Origin of the sequence: Pseudovibrio sp. Ad5, assembly GCF_001623095.1 — a bacterium.
Classification (GTDB): Bacteria; Pseudomonadota; Alphaproteobacteria; order Rhizobiales; family Stappiaceae; genus Pseudovibrio.
The window spans coordinates 1-15,072 of sequence record NZ_LMCH01000012.1; the positions used below are offsets into that span (position 1 = coordinate 1).

At 51.6% G+C, this 15,072-nt stretch carries 7 protein-coding genes; 5 read left to right on the forward strand and 2 right to left on the reverse strand.

All coding sequences use genetic code 11. The features are described 5' to 3' along the window. Together PsAD5_RS07465 and PsAD5_RS28800 are read right to left on the reverse strand one after the other, a co-directional pair. The coding region (locus tag PsAD5_RS07465) for a DUF4214 domain-containing protein (RefSeq protein WP_063291633.1) at positions 1 to 8,442 on the reverse strand (8,442 nt) is incomplete at its 3' end. A 1,008-nt stretch (positions 8,443 to 9,450) separates the two neighbouring features. Beyond that, positions 9,451 to 9,633, reverse strand: coding sequence for a helix-turn-helix domain-containing protein (locus PsAD5_RS28800; protein WP_446737481.1), 183 nt, complete (start codon positions 9,631 to 9,633; stop codon positions 9,451 to 9,453). 165 nt (positions 9,634 to 9,798) lie between these two features. Between PsAD5_RS28800 and PsAD5_RS07475 the strand changes: the two genes are divergently transcribed. The 5 genes from PsAD5_RS07475 to PsAD5_RS27990 all read left to right on the forward strand — a co-directional run bounded on the left by PsAD5_RS07475 (position 9,799) and on the right by PsAD5_RS27990 (position 15,007). Then, a complete protein-coding gene (locus PsAD5_RS07475; RefSeq protein WP_063291635.1) occupies positions 9,799 to 12,774 on the forward strand; it encodes a Tn3 family transposase in 2,976 nt (991 codons plus the stop codon). A gap of 112 nt (positions 12,775 to 12,886) precedes the next feature. Continuing rightward, complete coding sequence (locus PsAD5_RS07480) at positions 12,887 to 13,321, forward strand: hypothetical protein (protein WP_153040706.1); 435 nt, start codon at positions 12,887 to 12,889, stop codon at positions 13,319 to 13,321. A gap of 258 nt (positions 13,322 to 13,579) precedes the next feature. Further along, positions 13,580 to 14,080, forward strand: coding sequence for a J domain-containing protein (locus PsAD5_RS07485; protein ID WP_063291686.1), 501 nt, complete (start codon positions 13,580 to 13,582; stop codon positions 14,078 to 14,080). Beyond that, positions 14,077 to 14,667, forward strand: coding sequence for a hypothetical protein (locus PsAD5_RS07490; protein ID WP_063291637.1), 591 nt, complete (start codon positions 14,077 to 14,079; stop codon positions 14,665 to 14,667). The genes PsAD5_RS07485 and PsAD5_RS07490 overlap by 4 nt, the downstream gene beginning before the upstream one ends. 202 nt (positions 14,668 to 14,869) lie before the next feature. Beyond that, positions 14,870 to 15,007, forward strand: coding sequence for a hypothetical protein (locus tag PsAD5_RS27990; protein ID WP_193778140.1), 138 nt, complete (start codon positions 14,870 to 14,872; stop codon positions 15,005 to 15,007). Positions 15,008 to 15,072 lie beyond the last annotated feature (65 nt).

Genomic DNA, 15,072 nt, shown 5'->3' on the forward strand with positions numbered 1-15,072 from the left:
ACCGGCATTAATGATGTTGCTGACATTGCCTCCGATAATTACATCGTCCGAAGCTGTGCCATCCAGTCTTATGCGTTCGTCTTGCAGAAGTTCAATTTTGCTCAAACTCGTCCCGTCAGCAAACTCAAAGCGCTCAATGTGCTGGCCCATGTCTGCAATACGCAGTTCTCCGGGCTGACCGTCTTTGTCCCAGGAGAAGCGCAGGACCTGACCTTGTGTTTCATAATCAAAACTGTCGATTGTAAGATCAGAAAGTTTTAGGTCCTTGAAGTGCAGGATATCCGTCCCGCTGCTGGACCATTCGGCACTACGAGAGATCCAGAGCTGCCCATCATCTTTTCCAATCAGATAGGTGTCATCTCCTTCCTGGCCGAGCAAATGTTGCCATGAGCCAGAGTATCCACCCGCATCGAGGAAATCGTTGCCAGCACCGGCATAGATGAGGTTAGATGTTTTTCCGCCAACAATAAAATCGTTTTGAGCCGTGCCATCAAGGCGGATGCGGTCCTGCGAAGCAGAGGACGATGTAACGGAGGTGTTGTCGACCTCTCCAAGTTTGAGCTCATATCCATCAGCAAATCTCAAGGTATCGATGCGATTAGCATACTCAGCAAGGTTGAATAGATTTGCTTGAGCACTGGAAGATCCACTTCCTCCAAAGCTTGAGACAGTGGTGTAGGTTGCTTTTGTATTCCAGTTTTTGATACGAATGCTGTCGGAGAGATCGGCAAGAGCAGCATCTGGATTATCTGGGTCCAGCACATAGATGATCAGATCTTTGCCTTCAGTGCGTAGTGTGACTTCATCGAGCTTGAGATCTGTCAGAATGAGGAGGTCATCAGAGCCGTGTTGGTCTGAGATTGTGTCTTTGCCATCACCGCGAGAGTAGATGTAAGTATCATCTCCTGCGCCACCTTGCAGATTGTCGTCTCCAACGCCTCCAACCAGAAGATCATTATGGCCTCCACCTTTAAGCGTATCGTTTCCTTCGCCACCAAAGAGGCTGTCATAATCATCACCACCATCAAGGATGTCGTTGCCCTCTCGGCCAATCAAATAATCATTGCCATCCTTACCTTTGAGGGTCTCATTCCCAGCTGCCCCTTCAATCCAATCATGCCCGCTTGAGGCTGAGACAGTAGCGCCCTCAGCAGCTTTCCGGAAGCTACTCGAAAAACGAGATAGTGGTACTGAGACGCCTGAGGCAAATTGCAGGCTTTCAATTCGGTAAGAGGCTTTATCCCAATCCTTAATCCGAATAACATCTTCCACCCCGCTGAGAGGCTGGTCATGGCTATCACTCGGCAAGATATAGATCAGAAGATCATCGCCACTTCTTTTCAAGGTGATGTCTTCAAGCTCAATACCATCAGCAAAGCGTATTACGTCAGTGGCAATTTCTGCCTGAGAGGGGGTAAATAAAGTTCCCCCGGATGAAGACCCTCTCGAGGTAAATCCTGAAAGCACAGAAACTCCAAGGACGGTCCCTGAAGAGGATTTCTCACCACTTGCGTCTTTGATTGTGTCTTTGCCATCACCTCTGCTGAAGAGATAGGTGTCTGCGCCTTTGCCCCCTTCGAGGAGATCATCTCCCTTGCCCCCAGCAAGAGTGTCATTCCCATCTTCGGCTTTTAGCGTGTCGTTTCCCTCACCGCCAACCAGAATGTCTTCTTTGTCATTGCCCGTGATGGTATCATTACCCTTGCCACCAAAGGCCGCCTCCTGAGTTGAGACGTGGATGGTCTCATTGGTGTCGTTTCCAATGAGCACTCTCATGTCGTTGGTGGTGACGTTCAGCCCTTCCACGCCAAAAGACGCAGTCAGGTCTTCTTCTTTTTCCAGATCAAAGAGGAAGACATCTTCGTTGTTGGTTTGCCCGGTGTTGTTGCCGGTCACCTTGTGTTCTACGGACCGGGCCAGATCTACGCTGAGCTGTGCGCGGGTGAGTGTATCTGCGTTAAGGTCTTCAAGATGCTCCGCCAGTTCTGCAAGTTCAGGTTCCCGGCCAAGTGTGCTTTGATAGGTTCTTGCGACAAAGCCAGCATCACTTAAAGTGCCATAGCGGGTGGTGTACTCATCGGAATCAAGCAGGCCCTGCGCCAGCGCAGTGTGATTGAGCTGGCTGTTGTCCGCGTATTGGACAAGCATCTCAATCTCAGAGATGTCCATCTTTCTGTCGAGCACGCTGTCATAGATTTGAGCAGCTTCTTGCAGCAAACGGTTTTTTGCCGCCTCATCAAAGCGCTGTGAGGTTACCGTGGTTGAGCCATCAACTGTCTTTTCTATGCGCCAGGTCTCCAGACCATGGGCATCGATCTCATGGCTCACTTTGATATGTTCATTGCTTGAAGACGCACTTACCCCGTTGTCCCAGGTGTAACTGCCATCGTTCAACACTGAACGTGCGATGGTCTGCGTGATGCCCTCACGCAAGATCGTGGTGGTTAGGCCGTCAGATGAGGTTTGGGTCACAAAGTTCTTTTGAGCTGAACCGTTCGCACTGTAAGCCGTCTCTGTGACGGTCTTGCTGCCATCTGCCAGCGTTTTGGTGACCTCTGTTTTGTCTTTCCTGCCATCACCATCAAAATCAAAAGTCTTTGAGACAGTCCGGCCATCTGCACTGGTGACTTTCTGATAACTGGAGCGCAGGCTTCCACCCTCATTGCGCTCCGTGCTGGTAAAGGTGGTACTGCCATCTGTACCTAAAATGGTTTCATCAACGGTGGTGGTATCAGTTTCCCCATCACCATTGGAATCAACCGTAGTTGTTGCGGTCAGGCCATTGCCTGATGTGACAGTGGTGCTGGAATACTTGAGTGCATCGCCGTCTTTTTCCTCAAACACCTTCACCTGATTGCCAGTCTCATCATAGGAGATACTGGTCTTGCGCAAGATATCCGCACGGCCATCGCCATCCAGATCGAACGCATAGGATTGCTCATGCCCATTGGCAGAGGTGGTCTGAGTAACAAGTGTCCCTGCAGTCCCGTCTTCGCGAAGCTGAGAATGGACCGTGGTCTGATTGCCGCTTAGGTCCAGCTGTGTCTCGATCTTTTGATCTGTCACACCATCCCCGTCCAGGTCGATGGTAGAGGTCCGGCTACGCTCATCTGCACTGGTCACTGTCGTGGTGCTATGGAGTTTTTGTCCATCATCAGCGCTGAGCGTGTGCGTTTCTGTTCCGCCGCCAGAGGCCCCCAGTTCACGGTCTACTGAACGGTTGGTGTTTCCATCTCCGTCAAAGTCAGTGGTCTCGCTCACGTGCAGACCATCACCGCTTGTGGTGCCTGTGGTTTTTGCGACCAATAAACCACCAGTATCTGTGGTCGTCGTGGTTCGCGTCACGTCTCCGTTGCTGGCAAAATCTGTTTCAAACGAAGAACTCGTTTCAAAAATACCATTGCCATCCCGGTCAAGACGTACTTGCCCGCTCAGTCCATCATCAGCAGTCTGTGTCTCAAGACGTGCGGCCGCATAACCCTGACCATTCATATGGGTCACGGTCTGTGTCCGGCTGCCATCATCAGACAATACGGTGACATCACTGGTGCTGCGATCTGTGACGCCATCTCCATCCAGATCAAGTGTTGTGCTGGTTTGAAGACCATTGCCGCTTTTGCTTTGCACCGTTTTGGCCAGCAACCCGCCGCTCTCAGAGTAGTAGGCCATCGTAGATGTGGTCACACCATCATCACCAATCACGGTGCTGACAACCTCATCTTGATGACCATTGCCGTCCACATCCACCGACCGTGTATGAGAGCGTTCATCTGCACTCATCGTGCTCACAGTCTTGCTCAGCAACGACCCATTTTGAGCTTTAATGCTGCTGGTTGTGGTCTGGCTGCCATCTGCGGCAAGCACCCTCTGAGTGTTGGTCGTTCGATCGCTCTGACCATCACCATTGAGGTCATCACGGCGCGTGGAGACCAAAGTGTCATCAGAGACCTCCAAAACCGTATGTTTCAGAAGCGTACCATCCTGCCCCTTCAAAGAGGTCGTGGTGGTTTGTGAGCCATTCCCATTCAGGCTGCGGGTGGTTTCTGTTCGGCGCTCATAGACACCGTCACCATCCTGATCGAGCTGTTCCGTGACGCTTAGGCCATTGGCGCTGGTCAGCGTAACGCTTTCACTTTGCAACTCGCCATCTTTTGACTGCGTGCGCACAGATGTCGTGACCTGACCATTATCTGCAACAGTCTGCGTGGTGATCTGATCAGCCTGACCATCACCATTCACATCGACTTCGCTTGAACGGTAGCGCTCGTTGTCTGAGACTGTTTCAACAGAACGAGTGCGCAGCTCACCAGAACCGTCGCGCAGCTCAACTGTGGTGACAAGGGACCCATCCACCTGAAGCTCCGCTTCTGTTGTTTTGACAAGGTCGTAGGTGCCGTCACCATCCGCATCTGTTTTAACAACAGAGCTTAACTCATCATCGCTGAGGGTCGCCTGTGTGCGGCTCAGGAGCGATCCATTATCAGAGCGGGTCTCAGACGTGCGAAGGGTGCTGCCGTCAGCTTTAAGCACAGTGGTGTCCTTAACACTGCGCTCAAAGGTGCCATCACCATCATCATCCGTTTGCGTCACGCTCTGCAGGCCGTCATCACTGACGCTTACCGTGCTTTGGCTGCGCAAAGAGCCATCTGCATTGCGGGTTTCCTGTACGGTGGCTTTGCTGCCATCGGTATTCAGCACTGTTATACTTGTAACTGTCACGTCGATAGATAAATCACCATCCAGATCTCTTGCAACGCTTGTGGTCAGACCATTGGCGCTGGTGGTGGTCAGTGTTTGTCCAAGCGCCGTGCCGTCATTGGCATAAGAGGTCTCATGCAGGCTGACTGAACCATCTGTCTGCTCCGTGCGTATGGAAACGGCATCACTGTTGCCATCCCCGTCCAGATCAACGCTTGTGGTCTTCACGCGCCGGTCTGCGCTTTCCTCCACGACCTGTTTTGAGATCAGGCTGCCATCGCCAGCATAGTCTGAACGGGTCTGGCGTGTACCGCCATCGGTTTCCTTCGCCAGAACCTCAACAGTGCGGGCATCGATCTGACCATCCCCATCTACGTCAGTGGTTGTGGTAACACTCAAACCATCCGCACTGGTGCTGACCTTTGCTTGAGAACGCAGCGAGCCGTCAGAATTGCGGGTGGTAACGGTTCGCGTTGATTTGCCGCCTCCATCAGTACTGGTGATGTCTTGAACAGCAACATCCGTATCCCCATCCCCGTCACGGTCTGTGTGTGTGGTGGTCCGCAGACCGTCGGCACTGGTGGTGGCGACCGTCTTTGCATTCACAGAACCATCCGCATTACGGGTCCAGCTTGTGGCAACTCGATCCTGAGTTGTAGAGTTGGACACGACTGAAGACACAACCTCGTTAGCCTCAAGGCTCCCATTCTGGTTGAGGTCTACAAAGGTCTGTTGGCTGACCTTGTCCGCGCCCAGTGTTTCCCGGGTCATAGCGCGCACAGACCCGTCCGCGTTGGTCTGCGTAACTACCTGCTCACGGCTGCCATCTGCGGCAATCGTGGTGGTATCCACGATGGTCAGATCAATGTCGCCATCGCCATCCTGATCTGCTGTTGTGGTCTTGGTCAGCGCATCAGCAGACTGAACGGTTGTCGTTGAACTGCGCAGGGAACCATCACCATTCTTAATGGTGAGTTCAGAAGTCGTCTGGCCATCTGCTGCAACCGTAATTGACAGCTCTTCACGGGTGTCCGTGTCACCATCTCCGTCCAGATCCCGCTCAACCACTTTTGTGCGACCATCTGAGCTGACATCTTCTTTGACGTGCGAGCGCAGTGAGCCATCCTGATTGGTAATCGCAATCGTCTCAGACCGGCTGTCATCACCGTTTACGGTTACACTGTGGGTCTGGGTGGTATCAGCGGACCCGTCACCATCCTGATCGTGCCCATCTACACGCACGGTTCCATCACTGGATACAGTTTCACTGCGAGAGGTGATTACAGATCCATCCTGGGCTAGAGCACTGATGGTAATGATCTGGCTGCCGTCGCTTTGCGTTGCCCGCACTTCGTTCTGGTCGAACCAGCCACCGCCTGTCATATCGCGCTCAATGGTCAGGGTGTTCCCATCTGCGCTGGTTGTGGTCTGAATGCGACTGCGCAGGACAGCACTGGCTATATCGCTGCCAGCAAAATTGCTCTCTGTTTGCGTGCGGCTGCCATCAGAACCAACCACCGTCACAATACTCTGGATCCGGTTCGTAACCCCATCCCCATTGTCATCATAGCGGTTGGTGAGGACAAGCCCGTCTGCGCTGGTAACAGAGTGGATCTCATAGGCTTTGCTGCCATCGCTCTCATAGGCCGTCGCAATCAGCGTGCGTGCGCCAGCGCCATCAACACTCTCCATCTGTTCCACCCGATAACCCATGTCGGATGCAGCAAGCTTCATGTCGCCCACTGTGCCTGTGGTTCCATCAGACCAGGTAAAGGTGGTCTGACCGGCGATAACAGAGCCATCACTGAGCTCAATGTTGGAGGCATCCGCCGTCAGGTTGATCTGCGTAATCCCAAGCTCGGTCAATGTTTTGACGCTGGTGGACCCGTCCGCATTGGTCACCAGCAGCTTGAACTTGGCAAAGGCAGCATCCTCTGCACTCAGGACCCCATCGCCGTTGCTGTCAAAGACAGAGGCCAGCGCTTCCATGTCACTGGTGGCTGTTGGATCCCATTCAGTGAACACAAACTGGCGTTTTTCGGTGATCGCATCGCGGCCATCGGGATCATAAAACAGCACCCCATCACCACTGGCTGCCCAGGCCGTGCGATGCTCCAGACCATCCCCACCTGCATCCATGAAGATCGTCGACTGATCCAGCCGCGTCACCTGAATGCCATTGCCATCCAAATCAAGAATAACCGGATCAACAAACTTGTTGTGTACCCGAAAGCCTGCGGCCACATAAGTGTGCAGCTCGGCTACTGTGAAGTTGTAGACCGTATGACGGCCTTCAACGTCCGCAATCTGCTCAATGGTATGGAGCGAACCATCAGCACGAACGATCTGATCTCCCACCCGAAGCTCAGCAACAGGTCGGAAACTGCCATCAGCCAGCAAGAACGGATGCTCAGAGGTGACCTGCACACCATCCACATCCAGAACTTGTCTTTTGCCATGGACAAACAGATCAGTAACTTCGCACGGCTCAAGCGCACCAAGACCATCAAAGGCCATGACATGATCTTCAAGGGCTACTTGTTCGATCGGCTTGGCAGAACCATCTGCCATCAGGATCAGTGTACCTGCAACAAAACAAGTTTCGCCTACACCACCATCGCTCCAGCCAGATCCGACATCAGGAGAAGACCCGCCACCACCAGCATCAGGGTCACCGTATGAACTTCCACCGTCGCCACCATAACCGTGATCATCTCCGCCATCAGAGCCGAACCCCCAGCCACCTCCGCCATAATCGGAGCCATCAGAAGAGGTGCTGCCGCTGTCGCCGCCAGCAAAACTTCCATCCGTCTGAACCCCACCAGTAGACGATCCAGTTCCATCCTCATTCCAATATGACGATGTGCTTCTTTGGTGGGCACTGTTAGTATTACGATCAGAACCTGACGAAGCCGCTTCATCCAAATCATGATATAATTGATCTGTCGGATCGCCAGGAAGCGGTGGGCGAGAAACTATTGTTGGCGGTATTCCGGCATTCAGGGCATTAGGATCATGATATAGGTTACCAGCCTGCCCAAAAGGTTGAGGTAAACCAATTGACACTGGAGTGCCTGCATTCAAAGCATTGGGATCTAAATAAAGGTTCCCGACCCCTCCGACCGGAGCAGCTGCCTCCGGCAGGCCGATTGTCACCGGAATACCCGCATTAAGTGCATTGGGGTCAGAATACAGACTACCAGTGTTGCCAAAGCTAGGAATCTCAGTGTCTATACTTCCGCGAAGGTTCCAGTCGCTTCCGAGGGAGGGGGACGGCGAGGAAGAAGGTAGTATATTATTTACCCACTCTTCTATGTATTTCTCGCCAAGAATCGCACCAAAGCCACCGAAGATAATTCCACCACCGATAGCGCCTGCTGGCCCCAATAAAAAGCCTCCAGCAACAGCTCCGGCTTTCCCTCCTAAATAAGCTCCTCCGAGTGTTCCTCCGAAGCCGGCAGTCTCCACAGCAATCTCATGAGGGTCTCCAGTTCCGAGTGCCGCAATTACGTCTCCTGAGGCCAAAATGGTACTACTATAAAGATTAACTCTTGCAGCAACTTTTGAAGAAATCCCGCCGTAACTCTCGGCTAATGCGATTGAACTCTCACGGATAACCCCGATAGAATAGTTAGCAACATCTTTAGCTGATACTGACAGATCTGGTTCAGAAGATGTAGTCGGTTTTGGCTTAGGAAGGCGCCCCCATTGGGCGTCTTTTCTGTAAATTGTAAGTTCAATCATGAGACACCCATTTAACGAGCTTGAGCAGTTTTACACAAAATATGATCGGTTGAGAGAGCGCAGCAGAAAAGAAGAATGCGTATGCCACACAAAGTATTGGGTAGGGATACCCAACAAACAAATAGAATGTCCCCAAATAATTACTTACAGAAAAGTTAGGATTAAAGAATAACAATACATATGTAGACGATAAAAATAGAAATATAGATAGAATGGAAAGCATTGCCATTCCGATATTTATTTTCTTATCAGAGCATAATCTCAAATAACTCATAGATAAAATAGCTGCGAGGGGTATTATACTAACAAGTGAAGTCGATGAGCTAATTAAGTACTGATAAGAACTCAGCTCATTAATTGATTTCAAGACGTAGAATCTATCAGCAAGCAATGGAAATGCATGAATATAGGGGATGAGAAAATCAAAACTTGAAGCAGCTATTATCCGAGGAAATAGATAAGATGGTATCAATATGGTAAAAATTGAAATCACAAGAAACCAACGAGATATTCTGCTCCATGAAACATAAAGTTCATAACTATCATAAATAGAAGCAGCGAACGGAAGAAATGTCATGTACTTCTCCCTCTCCTGAATATACTTGCTTTTATTAATATTACTCATTATCTTTCTTGCGCCACATAAGTATTATAGGATTTATTCTTTTTTTGCATGAGATTGTCGATATCAGGTCTTGACCATTCTTATTAATACTTCTTAAGGCATGCATTTTCCAACATACTTTCCGCTCCAGCAGAGAACATATATGAGAAGAGGAACCGGAAAAACCAAAAGCTGTTCAACGTTACTGCGTGCCCGTCCTAGAGGACACAACCTAGATTAAGCGCTTTGCTGTGATTTCACGAGGACGGAAGATCTCGCTACATGAATTCATTTCAGCTTAAGCGCAAATTAAACGTATTGGTATTGCGTACATCCGCAAAGTGACATCTGGCTCCAGGAGAAAAGGCTTTGAAGCTTAAGAAGCGCAGTGTAGCAGAGTGGGCTCAGGCATGAACTGCTGGATATCTTCTAAGGCGCATGGTGGTTTGTCGGCTAACACCGTGTTTTCTGGAAGTTGCGGAGACACTCATACCGCTCTCCAGGTCCAGAAGAGCTTCCTGCTTCTGCTGAGATGATAGGCGCTGCGGCCTGCCAAGTGATTTACCCTCAGCCTTAGTGCGCTGCAGACGTGCGTGACATGGTGGTGGTTCCGTCCAAAATTGATGTCCGAAACTATAAGCCTGTCCATAATGCGGTCAATCTAATATTTGAACAGGCGTTGGAGCCCTGTCCGTAAACCACCGTTTTTGAACAGATGTGGTAGTCATATTTCAAACAGGGAGAGACACAATATGGCCCGCCGGACGCTCTTAAAACCTAATGACCGTACTCAGCTCTTTGGCATTCCCTCAGATGAAGAAAGCCTGATCAGGCACTATACGCTTTCTGCGGCTGATTTGACTGAAATTGAGGGGCGTCGGCGTGACCACAATAAGATTGGCTTTGCCATTCAGCTCTGTCTCATGCGTTATCCGGGGCGCGTGTTGCAGGTGGATGAGATCCCGCCAAAAGCCATGCTGGATTATGTGGCCCAGCAAGTCGGCATCAATCCAGCGGTGTTCCAGATCTATGCAGAACGTGAAGAGACACGGCGTGAACATGCCAATTATCTGTCGCATTACGTATCCAGGCGGCCCGCCACTGCAGAAGATCGCCGTGCAGCTTTGACTGCAGCACTTCATGCAGCCTCAGAAACCGACAGCGGCTTTGAGATTGCCTCTGCAATAGTGACTGCTTTGCGAGAGCGGGACGTCCTGCTTCCAGCGCCTGAAACCTTAGAGCGGATTGGTCTTGCCGCTCGCTCCTTAGCACGTCGCCGGGCAGAAGAAAGGTTAATTTCAGGGATCAGTTTAGAGACGCAGACTAAACTTGAAGGGTTGCTAAAGACTGATCCAGAGCTCGGGCAGACGCCACTCCATTGGCTGCGCTCCGCTTCAGAAGCGCCGGGAGCTTACAACCTGTTGGGATTATTGGAACGGCTGGAATTCCTGCGTGCGCTGCACATTGACCCGGATCTGCAAGCAACAATCCCTCGAGGGCGTTGGGACCAGATGGTACGCGAGAGTGATGTCACACCAGCCTGGCTTGCTGGTGATTTCAGGGCAAACCGCCGTCTGGCGATGATTATCGTGCAAGTCCTCAAGCTCAGTCAGAAAATCACCGATGATGCGCTGACTATGTTCATCAAGCTCATGGGGCGCCTGTTCTCTCAGGCCAACAACAAGAAAAAGCAACAACAGGTCGATACCCAGAAAGAAACGTCAAAGGCATTGCGCTTGTTTCTAAAGACCATCTCAACACTTCAATCTGCACGAGAAAGCGGGGAAGACGCGCTTGCAGCGCTGGACCGTCAAGTAGGATGGCTCCAGCTAGAGCAAGCGCAGCAAGGTGTGAGCTCGCTTGTAGCACAAAATGATGCTTCCGTTCTTACCCTGGCTGCTGCTCACTATGGAACATTACGCAAATATTCAGGCTCTTTCCTCAAGGCTTTTGAGTTTCGCTCTGCTCGTCGGTATGATCCATTGCTTACTGCCATCGATACGCTGGGGAAGATGTATGCTGAGGGACGGCGCGTTCTGCCTCGCCCTGTACCCAGTTCCCATTTTGGGAATTCGGAACACCGTTTGATTTTCAGTCAAGCAAAGCCGGATCGACGTCTTTATGAGATCGCGACTTTGGCCGTTTTGCGTGATCGCCTTCGTTCTGGAGATGTCTGGGTCGAAGGTAGCCGGTCGTATCGCCCTATCAAAGAGCACTTGATGCCGCCCGCTCAGTTTGCTCAGCTCAAAGACAACAACGATCTTGCCCTTGGCGTTCCGTTAGATGGTGCAGCGTGGCTATCGAAGATGCAGGAACAGCTTGACTTCAACATCAAGCAGCTGGCCTACCGAGCACGCAATGGCAAGCTGAAGGACGTCCGACTGGAGAACGGTACACTCATCGTCACTCCTCAGGCCAGCGATGTTCCTTCAGGCGTTGAGGAGCTGAACGAGGAACTCACGCAGATGTATCCGCATGTAGAAGTGCCCGATCTTTTGCGGGATGTGCATGAATGGACCGGTTTTGCAGATCAGTTCACCCATGTGCGCACTGGGGATGCACCAAACAACATTACGACCATGCTGGCAGGCACGCTGGCGGACGCCACAAACCTTGGCCCAAAAAGGATGGCTGGAGCCTCAAAAGGGATCAGCGCTCATCAAATTGGTTGGATGAGGATGTTCCATGCCAGGTCCGAGACCTACCGGGCTGCACAGGCTTGCATCGCAAATGCCCACGCCCTACATCCCCACAGCCTGCTTTGGGGCAGCGGGTCTACCGCTTCAGCTGATGGTCAGTTCTTCCGCGCCAGCGACCGGGCTGAAAAGCTTGGAGATGTAAACCTTCATTATAGCAATGAGCCTGGTTCGAAATTTTATAGCCACTTATCCGATCAATATGGGTATTTCGGCATCTTGCCCATCAGTCCGACAGAAAGTGAGGCCTTATATGTGCTCGATGGACTGTATGACCATGAAACCCGCTTAGAAATTGAAGAGATCTTTACTGATACGGGCGGCGCGAGTGATCACGTATTTGCCTTGTTGATGCTGACGGGACATCGGTTCTCACCACGACTGCGGAACCTAAAAACCCGAAAGATACATGCTTTTGAGAAGGCTGAGGCCTATCCGGCTCTCGCCAGCCATATTGGTACTCCAATCAACACTACTCTCATTCTGGATCATTGGGAGGATCTGCTGCATCTGGCAGCTTCTGTGACAACCAGAGCAGTGTCTCCGTCAACCATATTGAAGAAGCTGGCCTCTTCCTCAAAGCCCAGCCTTCTTGCCAAAGCCCTGCGAGAACTGGGCCGTTTGGAACGCTCGCTGTTTATGATCGAATGGTATTCTGATCCTGCCTTACGGCAACGCTGCCGAGCAGGCCTCAACAAAGGTGAAGCGGCTCACAAGCTCAAACGAGCGGTATTCTTCCATGAACGCGGTGAGATCCGCGATCGCTCATTTGACGGCCAGGCATTTCGTGCCTCAGGTCTCAACCTTGTCGTCAGTGCTATCGTTTACTGGAACACGGTTTATCTCAGCCGCATCGTCCAACACCTCCGCGATCAAGGTCGAGATATTCCCAACACCCTGCTCAAGCACATTTCCCCTCTCGCATGGGAGCACATCAATCTGACAGGTATCTATTCCTGGGATAGCGAGCTTGCATTTAATGATACCTACAGACCTCTACGACTTCCGAGACTAATATCAGACGCAGCCTGATGTTCTAGCTCTGTTCTTTCTTAGCGTACGATTTTTAGCAAATCTTGTTCTGGCCCCTTTTACGCCAATTGAGATCTGGACAGGGCTGCATGTCGAGCTGGAGAACTGGCGCTTGAAATGTAGCCATGTGAACGAAGACCTGCACCCACTAAGAGATACAGAAAACTCAGTATATCTGAATGAGCTGCAAGCATTTCCCGCCAGAAAGTGGGCGCTGATTGGCGATGGTGCTGGCTGGACACCGGTTTCAGCCATGGCACTCTCATGGTGTGAGGGCACAACATGGAAAGGCGTGCTGAAGGCGTGGGAAGCCATCAATAATCTTGATCTGGAATCTGATGTGACCAGCCTGTCTGCCCAAATGACCAATCCAAAATTATTACCAAACCCAGACCTGGCGACAGTGCTGAAGCTCGGGCAGTCACCGGGAGGAGCATGGGTCTTGCTATCTGCCTTGCGCCTTCATGACAAACCAGTGCGATTTGATGAGACGCAGGTTTCTCGCAATTCCATGCACTCCGTGCTCTGGCCGCTCATAGAGCAATGAGTGTCGCTGGGTACTCTTCCCTGACGTTTTGAGCGCAATCAGCTAATTCCTCCCATCCTTTCTTCCGTTTTGATCTGAAGGCACCGCAGCAGGGCTTGCGCCCTCACGCGAACTAGATCGTCACTCACCTGACCACAATCTTCCTCGCCTTTCAGGCTCCGGGAGATCATGGACAGCCTCCCTCCTCACCAGCTCCCGCTCACCCGTTTTATTGGCAAGGAAAGTAGAAACGGACCTTCCAGAGACGGAGCAAACACCATGAAAATCTCAGACGCCCTTTCCATCCTCGGACTTTCTTCAGGTGCATCACAAGACGAAATCAAATCCACTTACAAGGGTGCTGCCAAGAAATACCATCCAGACCTGAATCCGGCTGGGGTTGAGATGATGAAGCTTGTTAATGCTGCCTTTGATGTGCTGCGCGATGCGACCAGCACACAGACCCAAGAAGACAGCGATTGTAATTACGGCGAAGAACTCAACGCGGCCATCAACGCCATTATTGATCTGGATGGGCTGGAAATTGAAATCTGCGGTGCATGGGTGTGGGTTGGTGGAAATACCCGAGAACATAAAGAGACCTTGAAACAGGTAGGCTTCAAATACGCCAAGAAAAAACAGAAGTGGAATTATCGCCCGTCCGGATGGAAGTCTCGCAGCCGTGGCACCTATTCAATGGATGATATCAGAGACGCACATGGCAGCACGCGCCCGTCTCGTCCTCCCCGCCGTAACTATGCACTTGGAGCAGCGGCATGACACTGGAAGAAACGGTTTTACCGGTCGCCAGAATGTTGTTTGAGGGGGAGGGGACAATCCTCTCCCAAGGCCACCTTGTCACGGTTGAGGCTCCTATGGGAGCCTTGGTCATCAGCTTTATGAAAGAGCGCGGCCGCATTCGGGCCAATGCCAGCCTGCGGCATGATTTGGGAGACAGTCACTATTGGCGCAATCTGAAAGAATATGCTGCGTGGGGAGAGCAGCCAGCCTTACGGCGAACGTTTGCGCCTGACCGGTTTACATCCCATCCTGAGCAAGTCATGAAGGAGATCAACCGTCACATCACAGAGCCAGCGTTCCCGCTGGCCTTTAAGGCACTGGCGGCGATTGCTGATCATCACGATAAGAAATGCAGGATTGCAGAAGTGGTCAAGCGGGCAGCTCCATCAGAAGCGCATGTGAATATTCACGGCAGGTACAGTTTGCGCAAGGCTATTCAAAGCTTTGATTGCGGTGCTCGCGGTGCTTTCGAGATCCGGCCTGACAGCGCTTATTGTGATCTGGAGATTCAACATCTGTCTTTGGAGAAGATGGAGCAGCTCATCGCCTTCCTGAATGCCTCCTGAAGCGGGGAGGCTTTCATCTGCTTTATTGCCTCATTTGGAATTAAGCCGTGCGCAGGCCGGTGCTTTGCGGGATCTACCGATCCCACGACGCACACTCTCTCCAAAGTCTTCATCTGGGAAAGTATGAAAGCGGCGCGCCCTGGCTTGCAAGCCCTTCGCGGGATCAGCAGATCCCACTTCGAACTTACAATCCAGCTCACTCATGTTTGTTGATGGGCTGGAAGCTGGCAAGCGATGGCCGCACCCACCACATGCCAGCTTCCAACAAGCCGAAGTTCTGATCATTCTTTTCTGTCGTTTTGACCTGAGGGACAGCTTTAAGGGCTTTGCCCTCACGTGACCTAGATCGTCGCTCGCCTGACCACAATCTTCCTCGCCCTTAGGGCTGCGGGAGACTATGGACAG

Excerpts from the sequence above, each read along its gene's own strand:
- PsAD5_RS07475 (WP_063291635.1), top strand. The coding sequence starts at position 9,799 with ATGGCCCGCCGGACGCTCTTAAAACCTAATGACCGTACTCAGCTCTTT.
- PsAD5_RS07485 (WP_063291686.1), top strand. The coding sequence starts at position 13,580 with ATGAAAATCTCAGACGCCCTTTCCATCCTCGGACTTTCTTCAGGTGCA.
- PsAD5_RS07490 (WP_063291637.1), top strand. The coding sequence starts at position 14,077 with ATGACACTGGAAGAAACGGTTTTACCGGTCGCCAGAATGTTGTTTGAG.
- PsAD5_RS27990 (WP_193778140.1), top strand. The coding sequence starts at position 14,870 with ATGTTTGTTGATGGGCTGGAAGCTGGCAAGCGATGGCCGCACCCACCA.